This is a genomic window from Gemmobacter nectariphilus DSM 15620, assembly GCF_000429765.1.
Classification (GTDB): Bacteria; Pseudomonadota; Alphaproteobacteria; order Rhodobacterales; family Rhodobacteraceae; genus Wagnerdoeblera; species Wagnerdoeblera nectariphila.
Map to the genome: position 1 here is coordinate 55,676 of NZ_AUCM01000004.1, position 22,117 is coordinate 77,792.

22 protein-coding genes are annotated in these 22,117 nt (G+C 67.5%); 12 read left to right on the top strand and 10 right to left on the bottom strand.

The genetic code is table 11. The features are described from left to right. The 9 genes from G481_RS22705 to G481_RS0103365 all read left to right on the top strand — a co-directional run bounded on the left by G481_RS22705 (window position 1) and on the right by G481_RS0103365 (window position 10,110). Complete coding sequence (locus G481_RS22705; RefSeq protein ID WP_035025026.1) at window positions 1–963, top strand: LysR family transcriptional regulator; 963 nt, start codon at window positions 1–3, stop codon at window positions 961–963. Continuing rightward, window positions 960–2,405 (top strand): FAD-dependent oxidoreductase, encoded by a 1,446-nt coding sequence (locus tag G481_RS0103330; RefSeq protein WP_028028748.1) that lies wholly within the window; start codon window positions 960–962, stop codon window positions 2,403–2,405. Before G481_RS22705 ends, G481_RS0103330 begins: the two co-directional genes overlap by 4 nt. Beyond that, window positions 2,402–3,385, top strand: coding sequence for an ABC transporter permease (locus tag G481_RS0103335; RefSeq protein WP_028028749.1), 984 nt, complete (start codon window positions 2,402–2,404; stop codon window positions 3,383–3,385). Before G481_RS0103330 ends, G481_RS0103335 begins: the two co-directional genes overlap by 4 nt. Further along, window positions 3,382–4,284, top strand: coding sequence for an ABC transporter permease (locus G481_RS22710; protein ID WP_035025028.1), 903 nt, complete (start codon window positions 3,382–3,384; stop codon window positions 4,282–4,284). The genes G481_RS0103335 and G481_RS22710 overlap by 4 nt, the downstream gene beginning before the upstream one ends. After that, on the top strand, window positions 4,281–5,276 hold the full coding sequence (locus tag G481_RS0103345) for an ABC transporter ATP-binding protein (RefSeq protein ID WP_028028750.1): 996 nt from the start codon (window positions 4,281–4,283) through the stop codon (window positions 5,274–5,276). Before G481_RS22710 ends, G481_RS0103345 begins: the two co-directional genes overlap by 4 nt. Continuing rightward, a complete protein-coding gene (locus G481_RS22715) occupies window positions 5,273–6,286 on the top strand; it encodes an ABC transporter ATP-binding protein (RefSeq protein ID WP_035025030.1) in 1,014 nt (337 codons plus the stop codon). The genes G481_RS0103345 and G481_RS22715 overlap by 4 nt, the downstream gene beginning before the upstream one ends. Next, window positions 6,286–7,845 carry an ABC transporter substrate-binding protein gene (locus G481_RS0103355; RefSeq protein WP_028028751.1) on the top strand — a complete coding sequence of 520 codons (1,560 nt, stop codon included), beginning with the start codon at window positions 6,286–6,288 and terminating at the stop codon, window positions 7,843–7,845. The genes G481_RS22715 and G481_RS0103355 overlap by 1 nt, the downstream gene beginning before the upstream one ends. Before the next feature lie 7 nt (window positions 7,846–7,852). Beyond that, entirely contained in the window at window positions 7,853–9,145 is a 1,293-nt protein-coding gene (locus G481_RS0103360) for an acyl-CoA thioesterase/bile acid-CoA:amino acid N-acyltransferase family protein (protein WP_028028752.1), read from the top strand. Window positions 9,146–9,237: 92 nt separating this feature from the next. After that, window positions 9,238–10,110: a DMT family transporter gene (locus G481_RS0103365; RefSeq protein ID WP_028028753.1), complete on the top strand. Its 873-nt coding sequence runs from the start codon at window positions 9,238–9,240 to the stop codon at window positions 10,108–10,110. A 134-nt stretch (window positions 10,111–10,244) separates the two neighbouring features. On the opposite strand, the gene aptA is transcribed toward G481_RS0103365, so the two are convergent. Both aptA and hisD read right to left on the bottom strand, forming a co-directional pair. After that, the gene (gene aptA / locus G481_RS0103370; protein WP_028028754.1) at window positions 10,245–11,573 is read right to left on the bottom strand and encodes an omega-aminotransferase AptA; all 1,329 of its coding nucleotides are present in this window, start codon (window positions 11,571–11,573) and stop codon (window positions 10,245–10,247) included. Window positions 11,574–11,898: 325 nt separating this feature from the next. Further along, window positions 11,899–13,203, bottom strand: coding sequence for a histidinol dehydrogenase (hisD, locus tag G481_RS0103375; RefSeq protein ID WP_028028755.1), 1,305 nt, complete (start codon window positions 13,201–13,203; stop codon window positions 11,899–11,901). Window positions 13,204–13,375: 172 nt separating this feature from the next. Between hisD and G481_RS22720 the strand changes: the two genes are divergently transcribed. Next, window positions 13,376–14,188: a GntR family transcriptional regulator gene (locus G481_RS22720; protein WP_051294277.1), complete on the top strand. Its 813-nt coding sequence runs from the start codon at window positions 13,376–13,378 to the stop codon at window positions 14,186–14,188. 51 nt (window positions 14,189–14,239) lie between these two features. Here the strand turns inward: G481_RS22720 and G481_RS0103385 are convergent, their stop codons facing one another. Genes G481_RS0103385 through G481_RS0103400 form a run of 4 tightly spaced genes read right to left on the bottom strand, consistent with a single transcriptional unit; the run spans window position 14,240 to window position 17,473 of the window. Then, window positions 14,240–15,838: a GMC family oxidoreductase gene (locus tag G481_RS0103385; protein ID WP_028028756.1), complete on the bottom strand. Its 1,599-nt coding sequence runs from the start codon at window positions 15,836–15,838 to the stop codon at window positions 14,240–14,242. After that, window positions 15,835–16,203: a hypothetical protein gene (locus G481_RS0103390; protein ID WP_028028757.1), complete on the bottom strand. Its 369-nt coding sequence runs from the start codon at window positions 16,201–16,203 to the stop codon at window positions 15,835–15,837. Before G481_RS0103390 ends, G481_RS0103385 begins: the two co-directional genes overlap by 4 nt. Beyond that, the gene (locus G481_RS0103395; protein ID WP_028028758.1) at window positions 16,203–16,724 is read right to left on the bottom strand and encodes a hypothetical protein; all 522 of its coding nucleotides are present in this window, start codon (window positions 16,722–16,724) and stop codon (window positions 16,203–16,205) included. The genes G481_RS0103390 and G481_RS0103395 overlap by 1 nt, the downstream gene beginning before the upstream one ends. 11 nt (window positions 16,725–16,735) lie before the next feature. Further along, window positions 16,736–17,473, bottom strand: coding sequence for an SDR family NAD(P)-dependent oxidoreductase (locus G481_RS0103400; protein WP_051294278.1), 738 nt, complete (start codon window positions 17,471–17,473; stop codon window positions 16,736–16,738). A 109-nt stretch (window positions 17,474–17,582) separates the two neighbouring features. Between G481_RS0103400 and G481_RS0103405 the strand changes: the two genes are divergently transcribed. Both G481_RS0103405 and G481_RS0103410 read left to right on the top strand, forming a co-directional pair. Further along, entirely contained in the window at window positions 17,583–18,308 is a 726-nt protein-coding gene (locus G481_RS0103405; protein WP_028028760.1) for a carboxymuconolactone decarboxylase family protein, read from the top strand. Continuing rightward, window positions 18,305–18,928: a carboxymuconolactone decarboxylase family protein gene (locus G481_RS0103410; protein ID WP_028028761.1), complete on the top strand. Its 624-nt coding sequence runs from the start codon at window positions 18,305–18,307 to the stop codon at window positions 18,926–18,928. Before G481_RS0103405 ends, G481_RS0103410 begins: the two co-directional genes overlap by 4 nt. 206 nt (window positions 18,929–19,134) lie before the next feature. On the opposite strand, the gene G481_RS24975 is transcribed toward G481_RS0103410, so the two are convergent. The 4 genes from G481_RS24975 to G481_RS0103430 all read right to left on the bottom strand — a co-directional run bounded on the left by G481_RS24975 (window position 19,135) and on the right by G481_RS0103430 (window position 22,114). Next, the gene (locus G481_RS24975; protein WP_051294279.1) at window positions 19,135–19,596 is read right to left on the bottom strand and encodes a heme-binding protein; all 462 of its coding nucleotides are present in this window, start codon (window positions 19,594–19,596) and stop codon (window positions 19,135–19,137) included. A 10-nt stretch (window positions 19,597–19,606) separates the two neighbouring features. Then, entirely contained in the window at window positions 19,607–20,329 is a 723-nt protein-coding gene (locus tag G481_RS0103420) for an SDR family NAD(P)-dependent oxidoreductase (protein WP_028028762.1), read from the bottom strand. A 63-nt stretch (window positions 20,330–20,392) separates the two neighbouring features. Continuing rightward, on the bottom strand, window positions 20,393–21,463 hold the full coding sequence (locus tag G481_RS0103425) for an LLM class flavin-dependent oxidoreductase (protein WP_035025033.1): 1,071 nt from the start codon (window positions 21,461–21,463) through the stop codon (window positions 20,393–20,395). A gap of 27 nt (window positions 21,464–21,490) precedes the next feature. Beyond that, window positions 21,491–22,114 (bottom strand): cysteine hydrolase family protein, encoded by a 624-nt coding sequence (locus G481_RS0103430; RefSeq protein WP_028028764.1) that lies wholly within the window; start codon window positions 22,112–22,114, stop codon window positions 21,491–21,493. Between the last annotated feature and the right edge of the window lie 3 nt (window positions 22,115–22,117).

The following is a 22,117-nucleotide window of genomic DNA, read 5'->3' on the forward strand; positions in this document are numbered from 1 at the left end:
ATGCGCAATCTGAAGGCGCTCGAGGCCTATCTGGTGGTGGCCACCCTGGGCAGCGTGACGGCGGCGGCGCGGCATCTGAACACCTCGCAGCCCTCGGTCAGCCGGCTGATCCAGGAGGTCGAGCGCGAACTGGGCCAGCCTTTGTTCGAAAGGGTGGGCCAGCGGCTGGTGCTGACCCGCGTCGGCATGTTGCTGCGCGATGATGTGGAACGCGCGCTGGCCTCGGTCTCGGATGTGATGGTGCGGGCGCGGGCGCTGGCGGAATCGCCGCAAAAGCCGATCCGGGTGGCGGCAGTGTCCTCGCTGGCCTTTGGTCTGTTGCCCCATGCCTGGCAGCGGCTGGACGGCGCGACCCGGGGCGAGATGGTGATCGAGACGACCAGCCCCGAACGGGTGCGCAGCCAGGTGCGCGAGGGCGCCGTGGACATTGGCGCCAGCAGCCTGCCGCTGGAACATCGTGACCTGACGATCCGCTGGATGGGGTCGGCGCCGTGCATGCTGGCAGTGCGCGAGGATGATCCGCTGGCGCGGGGCACCGGCCCCGTGGCCCTTGCGGCGCTGCGCGAGCGGGTGATGGTCGGCCTTGGCAATCCCAGCGGCTTGCCGAACCGGGTGCGCCGCGCGCTGCGCGAGGCGGGGGTGGCCCCCGCGACGATCACCACCAATTCCACCATGAACGTGCTGGCCTTTGTGCGCGCCGGCTGCGGGATCAGCGTGATCGAGCCGGTGTCGACCTCGGGCACGCCGGTGCCCGATGTGCGGCTTCTGCCGCTGGAAACCGCCATTCCCTATTTCGTCGGGGTCGTGACCCCGAACCCCGGCCAACCCTGCGAGCGCAGCACCCGGCTGATCGAGGCGCTGCGCGACGAGGCGCTGGCCCGTGTGCCCGGCTTTGCCCTTAGCCCGCCCGAGACACATCAGGACATTGTCGCCCGCATGGCCCTATCGGAGGATCCCGCATGACCGCCTCTCCTGCAAACCTGGCCGAGCTGAACGCCTGTGTGGCGCGCGATCTGAGCTATCTGACGCTGCCCGCCAACCGCTGGCTGCCCGACATTGAAAAGGCGGGCGAGGTCTTGCTGGATACGGCTGTCATCGGGGGCGGCATGGCCGGGCTGACCGTCACGGCCGCACTGGGGCATATGGGGCTGCGCGTCACCGCCTTTGACGAACGCCCGCAGGGGTTCGAGGGGCCATGGGCCACCACCGCCCGGATGGAGACGCTGCGATCCCCCAAAACCCTGACCGGCCCGGCGCTGGGCATTCCCTCGCTGACCTTTCGCGCCTGGTTCGAGGCGCAGTTCGGCCCAGAGGACTGGGCCCGGCTGGACAAGATCCCGCGCCTGCAATGGATGGACTATCTGCGCTGGTACCGGCAGGTTCTGGGGCTGGATATCCGCAACGGCCAGCGCGTCAGCGACATCCGCCCGATGGGCGATCATGTGGAATTGCAGATCGAAGGGCCGGATGGCACGCAGGTTCGCCGCGCGCGCCGCGTCGTGCTGGCGACCGGGCGCGATGGGCTGGGCGGGCCGTCGCTGCCGCCGCTGGTGGACGGGTTGCCGCGCCATCTGTGGGCGCATTCGTCGGACCGCAACGACTATGCCGCGCTTGCCGGCAAGCGCGTCGCGGTGATCGGCGCCGGGGCCTCGGCAATGGACAGTGCCGGCACGGCGCTGGAAGCCGGGGCTGCGCGGGTCGATCTGCTGATCCGGCGCGCCGACATTCCGCGCGTCAATCGCGGCATGGCGATGGGCAATCCGGGCTCGGTCTACGGGATGCGCGATCTCTCCGATGACTGGAAATGGCGCATCCAGACCTCGCTGGCCGAGGCGCAGGTGCCCCCGCCCCGCGCCAGCGTGCTGCGTGTTTCGCGCCATGCCAATGCGCAGTTCCATCTGGGCTGTGCCCTCGTCTCGGCCCGCGCCGAAGGCGAAGAGGTGGTGCTCGAAACCTCCAAGGGCGCCTATCGCGTGGATTTCGTGATCTTTGCCACCGGCTTCAAGGTGGACTGGGCGGCGCGTCCCTTTCTGGCCCGCATCGCCCGCGATGCCCGCACCTGGGCCGAGCGGATCGAGCCCCGGAACGCCCGCGATCATGCCGGCCTTCTGGGGCTGCCCGACCTTGGCCCCGCCTTTGAATTCCTGCCGCGCGCGGGCGCCCCGGATGCAGGGATCAGCCGCGTCCATTGCTTCTGCTATCCGGCGGTCATGTCGCAAGGCAACATCTCGGGCGACATTCCGGCGATTTCCGATGGCGCGCGGCGGCTGGCCCGCGGCATTGCCGGCGCGCTGTGGCGCGAGGATATCGACCATCACTACCAGCGCATGATGACCCACAACATCCCCGAGGTCTTTGGCGACGAATGGACCGCGGCGCCCCATCCGCAAGGGGTGCTGGCATGACCACGGGTGTCTGGCTGCTGCGCCGGATCCTTCAGGCCGTTCTGGTCGTGCTGGCGATGTCGGTCATCGTCTTTGTCGGGATGCATTTCGTCGGCAGCCCGGTCGATGTGCTGCTCTCGCAGGAAAGCACGCTGGAAGACCGCGAGCGGCTGATCCGGGACCTTGGTCTCGATCAGCCGATCTGGATCCAGTATGTCAACTTCCTGGTCAGCGCCCTGCACGGCGAGATGGGGCGCAGCTTCGTCTACAACACCCCGGCAGTGACGCTGATCCTGCAACGCCTGCCGGCCACGCTGGAACTGGCCTTTGCCGCGCTGATCCTCGCGGTGGTGATCGGCGTGCCGCTGGGCCTGTTCGCGGGGCTGAAGCCGAACAACCCGCTGGCCCGGCTGATCACCACGGGATCCATCCTTGGCTTTTCGCTGCCGACCTTCTGGGTGGGGCTTTTGCTGATCATGGTGTTCAGCGTGCAGATGGGCCTGCTGCCGGCCAGCGGGCGGGGGGAAACCGTGCGCTTTCTGGGGGCGGAATGGTCGTTTCCCACGCTGGACGGGCTGCGGCACCTGATCTTGCCTGCGATCAACCTGTCGCTGTTCAAGGTGTCGATGGTCATCCGGCTGACCCGGTCAGGCGTGCGCGAGGTGGTGGCGCTGGATTATGTGAAATTCGCCCGCGCCAAGGGGCTGTCGCCCTTGCGCATCGTGCGCATGCACATCCTGCGCAACACGATGATCCCGCTGGTGACCGTGCTGGGGCTGGAGCTTGGATCCACCATCGCCTTTGCCGTCGTGACCGAAAGCATCTTTGCCTGGCCAGGGGCGGGCAAGCTGATCCTGGACAGCATCAACGCGCTCGACCGGCCGGTTGTCGTGGCCTATCTGCTTGTCGTTGTTACGCTTTTTGTGACCATCAACCTGATCGTCGATATCCTTTACCGGATCCTCGACCCACGGGTTCGCATCGGAGGGGGCGCGCGATGAGCGTGATCGCACCCGAGGCCCCGCCGCAATCCCCGCTGGTGGACAAGCTGCGCGCCTTCTTCCGCTCGCCGCTGGCCGTGCTGGGGCTGGTCATGGCGCTGGGCTTTGGGCTGGTGGCGGTGCTGGCGCCATGGATCGCGCCGCAAAACCCCTATGACCTGATGCAGATCGACGTGATGGACGCCCGCCTGCCGCCGGGGGCGGAAAATTTCGCGGGCGACATGGTCTATGCGATGGGCACCGACGGGCAGGGGCGCGATCTGCTGTCGGCGATCATGTATGGCCTGCGCACCAGCCTGACGGTGGGGATCGGATCGGCGCTGATCGCCGGGGCGGTCGGCACGCTTCTGGGGCTGATCGCCGCCTATGCCGGCGGGTCGGTCGATGCGCTGCTGATGCGGCTGGTCGATCTGATCATGGCGCTGCCCTCTATCCTGGTGGCGCTGCTGATGCTGGCGGCCTTTGGCCGCGGGGTGGGCAATGTGGTGCTGGTGCTGGTGCTGATGGAATGGGCCTATTACGCCCGATCCGCGCGCGGCCAGGCGCTGGTCGAAAGCCAGCGTGACTATGTCGAGGCCGCGCGCGGCCTTGGCCTTGGATCGGCGCGCATCCTGATCCGGCATATCCTGCCCAACTGCCTGCCGCCGCTGATCGTGATCGGCACGCTGCAGATCGCCCGCGCGATCACCCTTGAGGCGACGCTGAGCTTTCTGGGCCTGGGCGTGCCGGTCACGCAGCCCTCGCTGGGTCTGCTGGTGTCGAACGGGTTTCAATACATGCTGTCGGGCGATTACTGGATCAGCTTCTTTCCTGGCCTGACGCTGCTGTGCGCCATCGTTTCCATCAACCTCATCGCCGACCGTCTGCGCGAGGTGTTCGACCCGAGGGCCCTGACATGAGCGCGCCGCTGCTGGAAGTCCGCAACCTGTGCACCCGGTTCCGTCAGGGCGGGCGCGAATTGCGCGCGGTCGAGGATGTGTCCTTTACCCTGTCGGCCGGCAAGACGCTGGGGCTGGTCGGGGAATCGGGGTCGGGCAAGTCCGTCACGGGCTTTTCCATCATGGGCCTGATCGACCCGCCGGGGCGCATCCATGCCGGGCAGATCCTGTATCGGGGGCAGGATCTGGCGCGCATGTCGCGCCGCCAGATGCGCCAGTTGCAGGGCAACCGGATCGCCATGGTGTTCCAGGATCCGATGATGACGCTGAACCCGGTGCTGCGCATCGGTGTGCAGATGATCGAGGCGATCCAGGCGCATGAGCGGGTCGATACCGCGACCGCCCGCGCCCGCGCCCGCGATGCGCTGGCCGCGACCGGCATTCCCAGCCCCGAAAGCCGGCTGGACGCCTTTCCGCATCAGCTCTCGGGCGGGATGCGTCAGCGGGTGGCGATTGCCATCGCCATGCTGAACCGCCCCGACATCATCATTGCCGACGAACCGACAACCGCGCTGGATGTGTCGATCCAGGCGCAGATCCTTGTCGAGGTGCAAGAGCTGGTGCGCCAGACCGGCATGGCGCTGGTCTGGATCACCCACGATCTCTCGGTCGTCGCCGGCATCGCCGACGAGATCGCGGTGATGTATGCCGGGCGCATCGTCGAGCTGGGCCCGGTCGATCCGGTGCTGGATGCGCCGCGCCACCCCTATACTGCGGGTCTGATCGCCAGCCTGCCGGGGCAGGCGGCCCATGGCGCGCGGCTCCAGCAGATCCCCGGCACCGCACCCAACATGTATGCCCCGCCGCCCGGCTGCGCCTTTGCCCCGCGCTGTGCCCATGCCTCGCAGGCGTGCCTGCGCCAGCCCGCGCTTGGCCCCGGTGCGCCGCAGCGGGTGCGCTGCTTTCATCCGCTGTCCGGCCCCGTGTCAGCCATCGAGGAGGTCACGGCATGAGCGCCGCGGAACACCCGGTTCTGGACCTGCGCGGGATTTCCAAGCGGTTCGGGGAACAGAAACGCTCGGTCGCGGTGCGGCTGGGCCTCGTGCCGCAAAAGCCGGTGGTCCATGCGCTGGACGGGGTGGACCTGACCATCGCGCCGGGCGAATTCGTCGGGCTGGTGGGCGAGTCGGGATCGGGCAAATCCACCCTTGGCCGCATCGCCGCCGGTCTGATGCGCCCCAGCGATGGCAGCGCCCGCGTCTATGGCCGCGATGCCGCGCGCGACAAGGCAGTCCACCGCGACGTGCAGATGATCTTTCAGGATCCGCAAGCCAGCCTGAACCCGCGCCTGCGCGTCGATCAGGCGGTGGGCGAGGCGCCGCTGGTTCATGGCATGACCGACAAGGCGGGGTTTGACGCCTATGTCAGCGATCAGCTGGCGCGGGTGGGGCTGGATCCGGCGGTGCGGTCACGCTTTCCGCACCAGTTTTCCGGCGGGCAGCGCCAGCGCATCAACATTGCCCGCGCGCTGGCGCTTAGGCCGCGGTTTCTGGTGTGCGACGAATCCATCGCGGCGCTGGACGTGTCGATCCAGGCGCAGATCCTCAATCTGTTCATGGACCTGCGCGCCCAGCTGAACCTGACCTATCTGTTCATCAGCCACGATCTGCGGGCGGTGCAACATGTCTGCGACCGGGTGGTCATCATGTATCTGGGCCGCATCGTCGAGGATATTCCCGCGACCCGCTTCGCCACCGGCGCGAACCACCCCTATACCCGCGCCCTGCTGGCCGAGCTGCCCGATCTGAAACAGCGCCGCAAGACCTGGGTGGCGATGAAGGGCGAAATCCCCAGCCCGATCGACCCGCCCAAAGGGTGCCATTTCCACCCGCGCTGCCCGCTGGCCTTCGATCGCTGCCGCATCGAACGCCCGGCGCTGAGGCAGGTGGGCGCCGCGCATCGCAGCGCCTGCCATCTGAACGACACCAACGACCAACCAACCAGCCGACAAGGGAGCCTTTGATGAAACATCTTGCCATCTCGACGGCGCTGGCCGCCTCGCTGATCGCCACGGCGGTCGCGGCGCAGGATCTGCGCTTTGGCTATACGGATCCGATCTCGTCGCTTGATCCGCAGCTGAACAACCACGCAGGCGATCACAATGCCGGACAGATGTTCTGGGCCGCCCTGACGCCCAAGGACACCAAGGGCCCGGTTCCGTGGCTGGCCGAAAGCTGGACGCTGATCGACCCAACGACGTGGGAGTTCAAGATCCGCGACAATGCCAACTGGTCCGACGGCACCCCCGTCACGGCCGATGACATCGCTTTCAGCTATGCCCGTGTGCGCGATGTGCCCGGATCGGTCGCCAGCTTCCGCGGTTTCGTGCGCACCATTGCCTCGGTCGAGGCGAAGGACCCCAAGACGGTCATCATCAAGACCAATGTGCCGAACCCGCTGCTGCCGACCAACCTGTCCACCGTCTATGTCGTCAGCAAGCATGTCGGCGAGACGGCCACGACCGAGGATTACAACAGCGGCAAGGCCTTGATCACCCAGGGCCCCTACAAGCTGGAAAGCTATGTGCCGGGCGATCGCGTGGTGATGACCCGGAACGAGGAGTTCTGGGGCACCAGGCCCGAATGGAAGACCGTGACCTTCCGCTATATCGCCAACCCGGCCGCCCGCACCGCCGCGCTGCTGGCGGGCGATGTGGATGTGATCGACAAGGTGTCGCTGTCTGACCTGCAATCGCTGCGCGAGAATGACAAGGTGACGGTGCATGACTATCCGGGGCTGCGGGTGCTGCTGTTGCAACCCAGCTTCAACCCGGCGCCGAACCCGTTCATCACCGACAAGGCCGGCAAGCCGCTGGACAAGAACCCGCTGCTGGACCAGCGCGTGCGCGAGGCGCTGAACATCGCGATCAACCGCGATCTGATCGCCGACCGCGTGCTGCGCGGCGGTGCGACGGTGGCCAGCCAGTGGATGCCCGAAGGCACCTTCGGCTATGACCCGGAAACCGGCCCCATCGCCTTTGACGTCGACCGCGCCAAGGCGCTGCTGGCCGAGGCAGGCTATCCCGACGGCTTCAAGCTGACCATGCATGTCCCCGGCGAGCGTTATCCGATGGCGCCCGAGGCCGCGCAGGCCATCGCCCAGTTCTGGACCCGGATCGGCGTGGAAACCCAGGTCGAGGTCGTGCCCTTCTCGGTCTATTCGGGCAAGGCAAATGCCAACGAATATGCCATGGCCACCATCGCCTGGGGCAATGGCACGGGCGAAGGCACCTATGCCATGACCACGATCCTTGGCACGGTCAGCAAGGAAAAGGGTCTCGGCGCCTCGAACTGGGGCCGCTACAGCTCGGCCGAACATGACCGCCTGCTGGAAGCCGCGACCTCGGAATTCGACGATGCCAAACGCGAGGCGATCATCCGCGATGCGGTCAAGGTCGTGTCCAAGGATGTCGGCGTGATCCCGCTGTTCCACTACAAGAACATCTGGGCCTCGCGCAAAGGGCTGAAGGTGACGCCCTGGACCTCGGACCGGTCGGTCCCGATGCAGGTCACGTCGGAGTAAGCGGGCCATGACCGGGCTTTCGCTGACTGTCGAACCCGTCGATGCGCTGATCGACGTGCCGCGCCGGATCACCGTATCCGGCGCGCAGCCCGGGGCCTTGGTGACGATCGGGGCGGAAACGCCCCGCTCGGGCCACCCGTGGCTGAGCCGCGCGGTGTTTCGCGCCGATGCGGCGGGCTGCGTCGATCTGACCCGCGATGCGCCGGTCGGCGGGGATTATGCGGGCGTCTCGGCCATGGGGCCGATCTGGTCGCAGATCTGCCCCAGTGGCGGTGCCAAGGACCACGCGCAATTCAACGCCTCGACCGCCGAGCCGCTGGAGACGCGGCTGACCGCCAGTTGCGGCGCCGCACGCGCCGAGGCGCTTATGGTCCAGCGCCTGCTGGCCCCCGGCGTCACCCGGCACGAGATTGCCCGAGATGGCGTCGTCGGTGTGCTTTACAGCCCCGCAGGTGACGGCCCGTTCCCGGCGGTGATGTTCCTCAACGGCTCGAACGGCGGGGTCAATGAACCGCGCGCGGCGCTGATGGCGGCCAAGGGCTATCATGCGCTGACGCTGGCCTATTTCGGCTATCCGGGGGTGCAGAAACACATCTCCAACACCGCGCTGGAATATTTCGCCCATGCGCTGGACTGGCTGCGCGCGCGCGTCCGGCCCAAGGGGGATTTCGTCGCCGTCAGCGGTCAGTCGCGCGGCGGGGAACTGGCGCTGCTGCTGGGGGCGACCTTCCCCGACAAGGTGTCTGCGGTGGCCGGCTGGGTGCCAAGCGCCTTTGTCCATGGCGGGCAGGCGGCCGCGGACCCCGCGCTTGGCCGCGATGGCCCGTCCTGGCTGCTGGACGGCAAGCCGCTGGTGCATATCTGGGATGGCAACCGCGCGGCCAGCTGGACGCCCTATGACGAAGGCCTGCCGCCCCGGCGCAACAGCAAGGCCATGGTGACGGCGCTTGGCGATCCGGTCGCCTGCGCCCGGGCCCGTATCCCGGTCGAGCGGATCCGCGGCCCGGTCCTTCTGATCTCGGGCGGCGACGATGGCGCCTGGCCCTCGGATCTTTATGCGCTGATGGTGGCGAACAGCCTGGCAGCGGCCGGCCACAAGCCCCCGGTGGTCTGGGAGAACTGGCCCGAGGCCGGCCATTCCATCCTGTTCCCCTATGTGCCGACAACGCGCATTGCCTCGGTTCATCCGGTGTCAGGCGTGCTGACCACCAACGGCGGCACCGCGGCGGCCAATGCCGATGCCAATGTCGGCGCCTGGGTTGCCATGCAGGACTGGCTGGCCCAGGCCACAGGCGGCTGAGCGCCGGGTCTGGCCCCTGCCGCTTGAACAGGCTAACGGTGGCGCAGGCAGATGCTGCGCCACCGGCGCGCCAGACCGCGAAGGGGGCCAGCTTGGACATCCGCGCAATCCTGATGGGGCTGGTCTTTGCCCTGATGTGGTCCTCGGCCTTTACCTCGGCCCGGATGATCGTGGTCGATGCCCCGCCCCTGACGGCGCTGGCGCTGCGCTTCCTGCTGTCGGGGGCGCTGGGGGTCTGGCTGGCGCTGATGCTGGGCCAGACCTGGCGGCTGAGCCGCGGGCAGTGGCGATCCACCATCATCTTCGGGCTGATGCAGAACGCGGCTTATCTGGGGCTGAACTTCATGGCCATGCAGCGCGTCGGCGCCTCGGTCGCGGCGATCATCGCCTCGACCATGCCGCTGATGGTGGCGCTGGCCGGCTGGGCAGTGTTCCGCGACCGGCTGCGCCCGCTGGCGGTGCTGGGGCTGATCGCAGGTTTCGGCGGGGTGCTGCTGATCATGGGCGCGCGGCTTCAGGGCGGGGTGGACCCGGTGGGCCTTGCGCTGTGCATCGGCGGGGCCATCGCGCTGACCATCGCGACGCTGTCGGTGCGGGGGGCGTCCGGGGGGGCGGGCAACCTGCTGATGGTGGTGGGCCTGCAAATGCTGGTCGGCGCCGCCGCCACGGGCGTTGCCGCGCTGATGTTCGAGCCCTGGCACGTCACCTGGTCGCCGCGCCTTGTCGGGGCCTTTCTTTATACCACGCTGGTGCCGGGGCTGCTGGCCACCTGGGTCTGGTTCGCCCTGGTCGCCCGGATCGGCGCGATCAAGGCGGCAACCTTTCACTTCCTCAACCCGTTCTTCGGCGTCGTGATCGCCTGGGGGCTGCTGGGAGAACGGATCGGGCTTTACGATGTGCTGGGCGTTGCCATCATCGCCGCCGGCATCCTTGCCGTGCAACTATCCCGCCAGACACCGCGCTAGGCTTCATCTGCCCCGAAATATCCTCTGGAATTTTCAAGGGGGGCGAGCCCCCCTTGACGCCGGGGATGGCCGGGTCAGGAAACCGTCCGGTGGACAGCTTCCCTGGCGAACGGGGCGGCGGCCCCCGTTCCCCCTTAGTTCAGCGCCTTCAGCACCCCGGCCAGCGTGCCGATCAGCTCGTCGATCTGCGCCTTCGAGATGATCAGCGGCGGCGACATGGCGATGATGTCGCCCGTCGTGCGGATCAGGATCCCCTTGTCATAGGCATTGAGGAACGCCGAGAACGCCCGCTTGGTCGGCTCGCCCGCGATCGGCTCCAGCTCCACCGCGCCGATCAGGCCCGAGTTGCGGATGTCGATCACATGCGGCAGCCCCTTGAGCGAATGCAGCGCATCTTCCCAATAGGGCGCCAGCTCGGCCGCGCGCTCGAACAGGCCCTCTTCCTTGTAGGTCTCCAGCGTCGCGATCCCGGCAGCCGAGGCGATCGGATTGCCCGAATAGGTATAGCCGTGGAACAGCTCGATCATGTGCTCGGGGCCGGTCATGAAGGCGTCATGCACCTCGCCGGTGGTCAGCACCGCGCCCATCGGGATCACGCCATTGGTCAGGCCCTTGGCGGTGGTCATCATGTCGGGCAGCACGTCATAGTATTGCGCCGCAAAGGGCGCGCCCAGACGGCCGAACCCGGTGATCACCTCATCAAAGATCAGCAGGATGCCATGCTTTTTCGTGATCGCCCGCAGCTTTTCCAGATAGCCCTTGGGCGGCATCAGAACGCCGGTCGACCCGGCCATCGGCTCGACGATCACCGCCGCAATGGTCTCGGGGCCATGCAGCGCAACGATCCGCTCCAGATCGTCGGCAAGATTGGCGCCATGCTCGGGCTGGCCACGGGTAAAGGCGTTCTGCGCCGGCAGATGCGTGTGGGGCAGGTGGTCCACCCCGGCCAGCAGGGTGCCAAAGAACTTCCGGTTGTTGACGATCCCGCCCACCGAGATCCCGCCGAAGTTCACCCCGTGATAGCCGCGCTCGCGCCCGATCAGCCGGGTGCGGGTGCCTTCGCCGCGGGCACGGTGATAGGCAATGGCGATCTTCAGTGCGGTCTCCACCGACTCGGATCCCGAGTTGGTATAGAACACATGCTCGATCCCCTTGGGCGCGATCTCGATGATGCGGTTGGCCAGCTCAAAGGCCGCCGGATGGCCCATCTGGAACGCCGGGGCATAGTCCAGCTCGGCCGCCTGCTTCTGGATCGCCTCGGTGATCTTCGGGCGGCAATGGCCGGCGTTGCAGCACCAAAGGCCGGCCGTGCCGTCCAGCACCTGCCGCCCGTCGGCTGTGGTATAGTGCATGTCCTTGGCCGCCACGAACATGCGCGGCGATTTCTTGAACTGCCGGTTCGCGGTGAACGGCATCCAGAACGCATCAAGATCATTCGGGGTCTGCTTGCGGTCGAGCGCCATGGGGGTCCTCCGTCGGTCTCGCGGGACGCGCCCGGCCCGAGCCGTTGTGAAATCTGACCATACGGTCAACCCGAGCCTAGCAGAGCAATATTCACCTCTCAAGCGGGGTCAGTTGCGCCTGATGCAAACCGGCTATGGGTATTTGGGGCAAGATGATGCCACAGGATGCGCGCAGACCGGCGTCGGGGGCTCGTCAGCGCGCCCCTGGTCCTTTCACCTTGCTTCAAATACCCCCGCCGGAGGCACGCCGCGCGGAACGCGCGGCGCCCGGCCCAAAGCCTTGTTCCGGGCCTCTGGCCCGGTGCAAGGGTGCGGGAGCGCCGGGTCAGCTCCGGTTCAGCCGGTCCAGCCGCGCGCGCACCGACAGCCCGTGCGCGGACAGCGATTCCGAGATCGCCAGCCGCTCGGCTGCCGGTCCGATGGCTGCCAGCGCCTGCGGTGTCATCCGCGCCAGCGTGGTGCGTTTGAGGAAGTCCAGCACCGAAAGCCCGCTGGAAAACCGCGCCGACCGGGCGGTGGGCAGAACGTGGTTCGGCCCGCCGACGTAATCGCCGATCGCCTCGGGCGTCCAGGCGCCCAGGAAGATCGCCCCGGCATGGGCGATCTGCGGCACCAGCGCCTCGGGATCGGCCACGCACAGTTCCAGATGCTCGGGGGCGAAGCGGTTCGAGACCTCGGCGGCCTCGGCCAGATCGCGGGTGGTGATGACAATGCCGTAATCGCGCCAGCTGGTCCCGGCGATGGCGGCGCGGGGCAGGGTTTCCAGCCGCTTTTCGACCGCCGCGATCACCTTTTGCGCGAAGCCGGCATCGGGCGTGACCAGAATGGCCTGGGCGCTTTCATCGTGTTCGGCCTGGCTGAGCATATCAAGCGCGATCCAGTCCGGATCGTTGTCGCCGTCGGCAATCACCAGAATTTCCGATGGCCCCGCGATCATGTCGATCCCGACCTTGCCGAACACCCGCCGCTTGGCCGCCGCGACAAAGGCATTGCCCGGCCCGGTGATCTTGTCGACCGGGGCGATGGTCGCCGTGCCATGGGCCAGCGCGGCAATCGCCTGGGCGCCGCCGATCCGGTAGACGGCATCCACCCCGGCCAGCCGCGCCGCCAGCAGCACCAGCGGATTGACCGCGCCATCGGGGGTCGGGCAGGCAACGACCAGCCGCTTGACCCCTGCCACCTTTGCCGGGATGGCATTCATCAGCACCGAGGACGGATAGGACGCCAGCCCCCCCGGCACATAGAGGCCCGCGGCCGATACCGGGGTCCAGCGCCAGCCCAGCATGGCGCCGGCCTCGTCGGTCCATTGCGCGTCTTCAGGCAGCTGGCGGGCATGGTAGGCGCGGATGCGATCTGCCGCCAGTTCCAGGGCCGCGCGATCCTCGGGCGAGACGGCGGCGCAGGCGGCGTCGATCTCGGCTTCCGAAAAGGCCAGCGTCTCGGGCGTCAGCTCCAGCCGGTCAAAGCGCGCGGTCAGCTCGATCACCGCCGCATCGCCTCGCTTGCGCACATCGTCGATGATCGCGGCGACGGTGGCATCGACATCAGGCGAATCCTCGCGCTTCATCGACAGAAGCGCGGCAAGGCGGGTCTGGAAATCCGGGTCGGTGGTGGTCAGGACATGCGGCATCGACGATCTCCGTTTGCCATGGCGGGATAGCGGCGGGGGGGCTGTTTCGCAAGGGGCAGGGCGCGCGGCGGCCATCGGGGGGTCCGCGACGTTCGCCTGCCGGTCCGCCGTGCCCGGCTTGATCTGCATTTGTATTCATGCCATGACTTTATGAATATTCCGAGGTCATCCGATGGTCGCATTGAACCGAAGTGTCACCGACGCTGCCGTGACGCCGCTGCATCACACGATCTATCTTGTGCTGCGCCAGCAGATCCTGAGCGGCCAGTTCCCGACCGACCGGCCCATGCCGTCCGAGATCGAGCTGGGACAGCAGTTCGATGTCTCGCGCATCACCATCCGGCGCGCGCTGGAGCGGTTGCAGTCCGAGGGGCTGATCTTGCGCGGCCGGGGGCGGGGCACCTTTGCCCAGCCGCCGCAACAGCAGGCCCAGCCGGCCAAGCGCGACGTGCGCGGCATCTTCGACAATCTGATGGCGATGGGTTTTTCGACCCAGGTGCAGCTGATCGAATGCATCGCGGTGATCCCGCCGCCCGAGGCCGTGGCAGCGCTTGCCTTGCCGCCCGAGGCGATGGCGCAGCGCGCCGTGCGGGTACGCAGCCTGAAGGGGCGGCCGTTTTCCTATCTGACGACCCATGTGCCGATGGATATTGCCAGCGGGATTGAGCCCAAGGATCTGGAAACCACCCCGCTTCTGGCCCTGATCGAGGCGCAGGGGCGCCGTGTTGCCTCGGCGCGGCAAACGCTGTCGGCGCGGCTGGCCGATCCGATCGTTGCGGGGCATCTGCAAATGGAAACCGGCGCGCCGGTGATCGCCATGCAGCGCACGGTCTATGATACCGACGAGCGGCCTGTCGAATTCCTGCAGGCGCTCTATCACCCTGACATCTACGAATTCAGCTTTGACATGGCCCGTGTCGGGTCGGACGAGATTGTCCGCTGGCAGCCGATGCTGGCGACCGAAAGCGGGGCGCCTTCGGTCTGAGTGACGGGCCTGGCGCGGCGGAGTGACCCCGCGACGCCCGCTCGATGTCGTTTAGCCGTCCTGCCGGATGAAATCGGCGCAGCGGGCGGCGATCATCACGGTGGGCGCATTGGTGTTGTTCGAGGTGATGCGCGGCATCACCGAGGCATCGGCGACGCGCAGCCCCGCAACCCCCTTCACCCGCAGGCGCGCATCGGTCACCGTGCCCATGCAGCAGCCGCCCGTCGGGTGGAACACCGTATCGGCGGTCTGAGAGATCCAGGCGTCCAGCGCCTCGTCGCTGGTGCGCTCCTCGCCTGGCGACAGCTCGCGCCCGCGCCAGCCGTCGAACGGCTCTTGCGCGAAGATGCGGCGCACGACGCCCACGGCATCACGCAGAACCTTGCGATCACCGGGCGCCGACAGATAGCGCGGGTCGATGACCGGATGGGCGGCAGGATCGGGGCTGACGATGCGGATCTCGCCCCGGCTTTCGGGCCGCATCTGGAAGACGTTGATGAAGAAGCCGTCCTGTGCGGGCATGCCCTTTGGGGCATGGAACGGGTTCACCCGCAGCGTGGCGCTGGACAGGGCGGGCATGAAATGCGTCTGGATGTCGGGCGCGTTCAGCCCTGGTGCCGATCGCAGATACCCCCCCGTCAGCAGCGGAAAGCACGAGGCCGGGCCGGTGCCGAACAGCAGCGCCTGCGCCATGGCCAGCGCCGCACGGTCGATCCGCAGCAGCCGGTGCAGTGCGCCGGGCCGCAGGGCGGCATGTTCCACCCGCACCAGCAGGTGATCCTGAATGCCCTGTCCGACTTCCGGGCTGTTGACCAGTGGCGTGACCCCGGCCGCGCGCAGCACCACGCCGGCGCCGATACCCGAATGCATCAGGATATGCGGCGATCCGATGGTGCCGGCACACAGCACCACCTCTTTGCGGGCGCGGATCAGCATGTCCTGCCCGTTCTGGCGCACGACAACGCCGGTGGCGCGGCCCTCGGTGATCTCGACCCGCTGGGTCGAGCAGCCGGTAAAGGCGCGTAGGCGCCCGGCCCGCACCGCCTGGGCCAGCAGCGCGCCAGTATGCGCCCGCCGCCCGCCCCGGATGTTGAAGCGATAGCGCCCGACCCCTTCGGCCCCTGGCGCGTTGAAATCCTCGGCCAGCGCATGGCCGGCGGACTGGCCGGCGGCCAGGTAGCGGTCGTAAAGTTCGGTCCACCAGCTCGGGCGTTCGATCCCCAGCGCCTTGCCGCCATGGTCGGCAGGCAGGGCCTCGATCTTCTCGAACCAGGGGCGCACGTCGTCCCAGCCCCAGCCGGTCAGGCCCGCGCCTTCCCAGCCGGCGTAATCCATCGGCAGGCCGCGCACCCAGACCATGCCGTTGATCGCACCCGACCCGCCCAGCACCCGCCCGCGCGGCCAGTTCAGCTGTCGCCCGGCAAGGCCGGCCTGCGGCGCGGTGCGGAACGGCCAGGTGTAGCGGTCCGAGCGCAACAGAACGCCCGTCATCAGCGGCACGCGCAGCAGCGGGTTGCGCCCCGCGCCGCCCGCCTCGATCACGCAGACCGACAGCTTGCCATCCTGCGCCAGATCCTGCGCCAGCCACGACCCTGCGGACCCGGCGCCGACGATCACCACATCGGCCTCGTGAAGGACGGGCAGGGTCATGCTGGCGCGCCTTCGATCCGCTCGACCGTCTGGCCGCTGATCCGGTCGCGCAGCGACAGCGCGACATAGACCTTGCCGGTGCCGCCATGGTCGATGCCGGTGTCGAAACAGTCGAAATGCCGGAACGAGGGCGAGATGGGTGCCAGCCCCTCGGCCAGCCGGTCCTGCGCCATCAGGATCGCCGGATGCAGCTTGGAGATCATGCCGATGCAGAAATTCGCGGTGGACTGGTCGGGCAGCAGCCGCCCTTCAAGGTCAAAGACGAATTCCTCGCCCGCATTGATGTGGTTGGCGCAGAAGAAGGCACGCGTGACGCGGGCGACGATGGCATAGCGCGCGACCAGCGCAGGATCGAACCGGCCCATCAATTCGCCCCCTCGGGCTTCGGCAGGTGGCGTTGATAGACCACCTCCTTGGTCTTGCGATCACGCAGGAAGGCGCGGGTGCGGGTCTGGTGCGCGCCATCGTCCGGCCCGGTGATCGGGCATTCCTGGTAGCGCCACACGCAGGTAAAGGGGTTCAGCCCCTCGGCCGCGCGGTCAAAGGTCATGTAGAAGATCGGCAGCACCGGCGCCATCAGGTGAACGCACAGCGGCGCGGTGGATTCGGCCGGCAACACCTTGTGGCGCATGTCGAACACCAGCTGCTGCCCCTTCTGGATGCCGCAGCCGCATTGCGGCCCGACCTCGGTGCATTCGACCACGACCTCGTAATCGTCCAGCCAGGTGTGCCCCAGCTTGCGCCGGGCCGAGAACAGGTTGCGCGCCTCGAGCGACATCTTTTCCAGATCGGCCCGGGTCAGCCCCAACGCGCGTTCCAGATTGGGCTGCATGTCCTCCAGCGTATCCTCGGGCTGGACGTAATAGGGATCGACCTTGCTGGTCACGGGGGCTCTCCTCAGATGGCGGTGACGCCGCCATCGACCACCAGCACATGGCCGGTGATGTAACTGGCAGCAGGCGAGGCAAGGAACAGGGCAGCGGCGGCCGGCTCTTCGGCGCGGCCGAACCGGCCCAGCGGCACGGCGTCGACCAGCGCTTTGGCGCGCGGCGCATCCGATCGGGCGACGGCGGTCATCGGCGTTTCGATCGGGCCGGGGGCGACGGCGTTGACCCGCGCGCCAAAGGGCGCAAATTCGATCGCCAGCGTGCGCGCCAGCCCGTTGACGGCGGCCTTGGACGCAGCATAGCCGGTGGCGCGGCGGTGCCCGACAAGGCCGATCTGGCTGGAAAACAGCACCAGCGCGCCCGACCCTTGCGCGCGGAACACCGGCTCGAGCGCGCGGGCGACGTGGAACGGGCCGTTCAGGTTCAGCTGCATGATGCGCGCCCAGTCGGCATCGCTGGTTTCCGCAACGCCCCGGTGATCGAACATGCCCGCGGTCAGGATCACCCCGTCCAGCCGCCCCAGCGCCGCCACCGCCGCCGCGATGCAGGCATCGACCGAGGCAGGGTCGGTCACATCGCACTCCAGCCGCGTGCAGCCCTCGGGCAGATCCGCCGCGCTGCCCGGCAGCACCGCCGCCGCCACCTGCGCGCCATCCGCCACGGCCATCTCGGTGGCCGTCAGCCCGATCCCGCTATTGGCGCCGATCACCAACAGCCTGGTCCCGTCCAGATTGACGAAAGAGCCCATGCGCTTTTCCCTGTGGTCGTGCAGTCTGTCGTTGCGCAGACATTTCGACTCGGACTATGCATTTGTCATAAAGACATAGCAATAGACTTTATCCCAGGAGGGATCCCTGATGGCTGCCCCCGAAACTGTCGATGATCTGACCGCCCGCCTGGCCGCCATTCGGGCCGAACGCGGCTATCTGCTGCCGCATCACGGGCTGATGGCCGTGGCCGCGCCCGACATGCTGGACGCCTATGCCGAGGCCTACCGGGCGATGACGCTGACCGAGCGGGCGCTGACGGCGTTTGAAAAGGAATTCATCTGGCTGGCGATCCTGGTGGCCACCGACGAGAACGAGGCAACCCATCATATCGCCAAGTTCTATGCCGCTGGCGGCAGCGACGATGAGGCCCGCGCAGCGGTGCGGCTGGTGGCGCTGGTGCGCGGGGCGGCAGCCTATGGCTTTGTCTCGAAACACTGGATGGATCACCTGCCCTGGTGGGACGGGCGGGCCGAGCTGACCGGCGCGCGCGACGGCATCGCCCGCGATTATGGGCTGGAGCCCTGGCTGGTCACGCTGGCCGACATGACGGCGCGGGTCTGCCTTGACCAGCATCAGGCGCTTGGCTGGGCGATCGAGGATGCCTATCGTCAAGGCGCGGGCGAGGACCGCATCGCCAATGCGCTAATGTTGACGATGTTTCCCGGCTCGGTCCCCCGCTTTGTCCGCGCGGCCGAGGTCTGGCTGGGCCTGATCCGCGCGGGCCGGGTCGATGCCTCGGCCCCCTACCGCGCCTGGGCGAACCTGTCGGGGCAGGGCGGGTTCGACGAGGCGAAGAAAGGGGCGAAAGCATGAGCCTTCTGGACGAGCTGAAGGCCAAGCGCGGCTATCTGCTGCCCTATCACCGGATGCTGGCCGCGCATCAGCCGGACCTGCTGCGCCGCTATGATGCGTTCTATGAAAAGCTGACGCTGGATCAGAACATCCTGACGCCGTTCGAGAAGGAATTCGTCTGGATCGCGATCCTTGCCTGCGCGCGCGAAGGTGTGGGGTCGCTGCACCTCGACCGGGCCAAGGCGGCCGGCATGACGCAGGACGAGATGGAAATCGCGCTGGCGCTGTCGGCGCTGAGCGAGTCCTTCCCCGCCTTTGCCTTTGGGATCAAGGAATGGAACCGCTGGCTGGATGCAGACCGGATCGCGGCGCGCTATCTGGCGCTGGTGGATCAGACGCGGGCCCATGTCGCGCCCGATCTGGGGGAAATGGCGCTGCTGGTCTGCCACGGCGTGCGCCGTGATCGCCGCGCCTTTGCCCTGCATCTGCGGCGCTTTGCCGATTGGGGCGGCACGGCTGACCGGCTGAGCGAAGCGCTGTCCTACCTGTTCATCCCTATGGGCGCGAACCTGCTGATCGAGATCGTCGAGCTGTGGTCCGAGGTCGCGGCCGAAACCGGGCTTTTGCCGCCCTACATCTGAGCGGGCAGGCTTTCATCTGTCCGAAAATATCCTCGGGGGGAATGGCCCGGCACGGGCCATCGGGGGGCAGACAGCCCCCCGTTCCTCGCTGGACACATCGCGCAAGGCGGGTGGCTGCGCAGGGGGGCCTTCTGCCCCCCTCTTGGCCATTCGGCCAATTCACCCCCCGAGGATATTTGAGGACAGATGAAAAGGCGTGCGCGAGGTCAGCCAAGGTAGCGGCGCATGGTGGTGACGATGAGGTCATGGTCGGCCTCATGCGCAAGGCCCGAGAGAGCAACCGCGCCCACGACCGAGCCGCCTGCGAACAGCGGAACGCCGCCACCCATGTCGATCACCGCACGGGGGTCGGCCCAGCCGACATCGGCCAGCGTGCGGCCCGTCGCGCGCAGGTGGTAGTGCCACCAGAGCGAGCTGTGTCCGGTGTTGAACACCACATTGGTCTTGAGGCCAAGGAAATGCGCATTGTCGGCGGCGGTGCCGTCTTGCGACAGTTCGGCCACCACGCGCCGGCCCAGCGTGATGCGGACTGAAACCGGGGCGGGCGCTGCGGCCAGCAGATCGCCGGCCAGCGCGATCAGGCTGGCCGAGTCGAGTGGCATCGCGCTCAGCGTGGCCTCGTCCGCTGCCACCTTGTCGCGCAGGGCGATATAGTCGGGTTGGGTCATCGCGCGATCCTTAAGCCGACAGGATGATGCCGCCGGTCACGTTCAGCACCGTGCCGGTCATGTAGGCGCTGTCCTCGCCGCAGAGGAAGGCGATGGGGCCCGCGACTTCTTCGGCGGTGCCCTTGCGGCCAAGGGGGACGGTGGCAAGGTTCGGGGCCGGGAAATTCGCCGTCATGTCAGTGTCGATGATCCCGGGCGCAACCGCATTGACGCGGATGCCATGCGGGCCGCCGTTGCGGGCCAGGTGGCGGGTCATGCCGACGATGGCGCCCTTGGCCGCGCTGTATTCGGTGCCGACGGTCACGCCGCCCTGATAGAAGGCCATCGAGCTGACCAGCACGATCCGCCCGCCGCCCTGGGCCACCATGCCGTCCCAGACCGCCGCGACACAGTTCTGCGTGCCATCGACGTTGATCTTCAGCACCCGGTCCCACTGGTCCCAGTCGCCGTGCACGCGGCCTGCCGGGCAGATGCCTGCGTTGGCGACCAGGATGTCGAGCCGCCCTTCGGCCGTGCGGATACTCTCTGCCAGCGCGGCGCATCCGGCGCGGTCGGTCACGTCCAGCGTGGCGCCATGGGCGGTGCCGCCCGCGGCGCGGATCGCCGCAACGGTGGCGGTGCAGTCCAGCACGTCGCTGGCATGGACGGTGCAGCCCTGCGCGGCCAGTTTCAGCGCGGTGGCCGCGCCGATGCCGCGCGCCGCCCCGGTGACAAGCGCAACAGTTCGGGTCATGGGATGTCCTTTCACAAAAGTGCGCTGCCCGGCAGGCGCACCGGGCAGCGCGGGCCGGCCTGCTTAATGCACCGGCTGGTAGCTCTTGCAGTGCGGCAGCACCTTGGCGATGAAGCGCGGCAGATCGGCCATGTAGTCGGGGAACGACAGGCACACGCCCTTGACCCCGCGCTCGGCCAGCGCGTCCATATGGGCGGCGACGGTCTCATAGGATCCGCAGACAAGGTGCAGGCCCATGAACACCTTTTGCAGCGTGGGCGTGCTGTCATAGGTGATGCCCTGCTTGTGGGTATCGTTCACCTGAAAGCCCATCCAGCCGCGGATCGCCGCGTCGTCGGCATTGGCGATGAAGGCATCGCGCTTGGCGATGGCGGCTTCATCGGTGTCTTCGGCGATGACCGTCATCAGCACCAGCGAGCCGACTTCGCGCCCATGTTCGCCCGCCGCCTCCTTGATCTTGTCCGACAGGCTGGCCAGCGCGTCGACATCATCCTTCATGCGGCCGACAAAGGCGTAGTCGGCATATTTCGAGATGAACTCGATCGCCTCGTCCGACTGGCCGGCGCAGACGATGGGCAGGCGGCGCGAGGGCTTGGGCAGCATCTCGGCGTCCTTGACGTGGAAGAACTTGCCTTGATAGGTCGCGCTTTCCTCGGACCACAGGGCGTTCAGCACGCCCATGTATTCCTCGGCATATTTGTAGCGGTAGTTGTAATAGGCGTCCTCGTCCCACAGGCCGAACTGATCGTATTCGACCTTGTTCCAGCCCGAGACGATGTTGACACCGAAGCGCCCGCCGGAAATGTCGTCAATGGTGGTGGCCATCTTGGCGATCACCGCCGGATGCACGGTGCGGATCGCAACCGAGGCGTAAAGCTGCATCCGCGAGGTGCAGGCCGCCAGCGCCGAGACCAGCGAGAACGCTTCCAGCGAGTAGTTCCAGTGATGCGTCTCGCCGCCAAAGCCGCGCCATTTCACCTGGCTGAGCGCAAAGTCAAATCCGCCGGCCTCGGCCGTTTGCAGCACCGATTTGTTGTAGGCGAAGGTCGGCACGTTCTGCGGAAAGGGTTCGGCGCCAAAGACCGTGATCCCCGATGTGTTGGGCAGGAAAAGCCCGAAATCCAGCTTGTTCATTGGTCAAGTCCCTGTTGTTTCTATCGGTCAGGTCAGCGCGGCCAGTTCGGCCAGCACGCTGTTCAGCGGTGCCGTGGCGACGACATTCGCCAGATCGGCGATGGCGGCGTCATGGGTGGCGGTCGAAAAGGCGGCGCAGGCGTCGGACACCACGGTCACATGCAGATCGCGCACATGCGCCTCGCGCGCGGTCGAGGCGACGCCGCCATTGGTGACGATGCCGCAGACCAGCACATGCTGGACCCCCGCACGGCGCAGCACATATTCCAGCCGCGACTGGTAAAAGGCGGAAAACGCGATCTTTTCGACGCAGGAGTCGATCGGGCCCAGATCGTCGATCACCTGTTGGCCCCAGCTGCCGGGGGCAAAGTCGCCATCGCGCAGAAACGGGCGCAATTCGCGCAGGTGATCGGCGATCATCGCCTTGCCTCCACGCCCCGGAACCAGCGTGAACTGGGTGGCGACGGTGAACATGCCCTGCGCGCGGCAGGCATTGGCCAGGTCCGCCACGCGCGGGGGCAGGGCGGCGATCAGATCCGACTTGGCGCCGCCGCGGGCATAGGCGCCATCGGGGTGCAGAAAGTCGTTCTGCATGTCGACGATCAGCAGCGCGGTGTCCTGGCGGCTGATCGGGTGGGGCTTGCGTGCCATGGG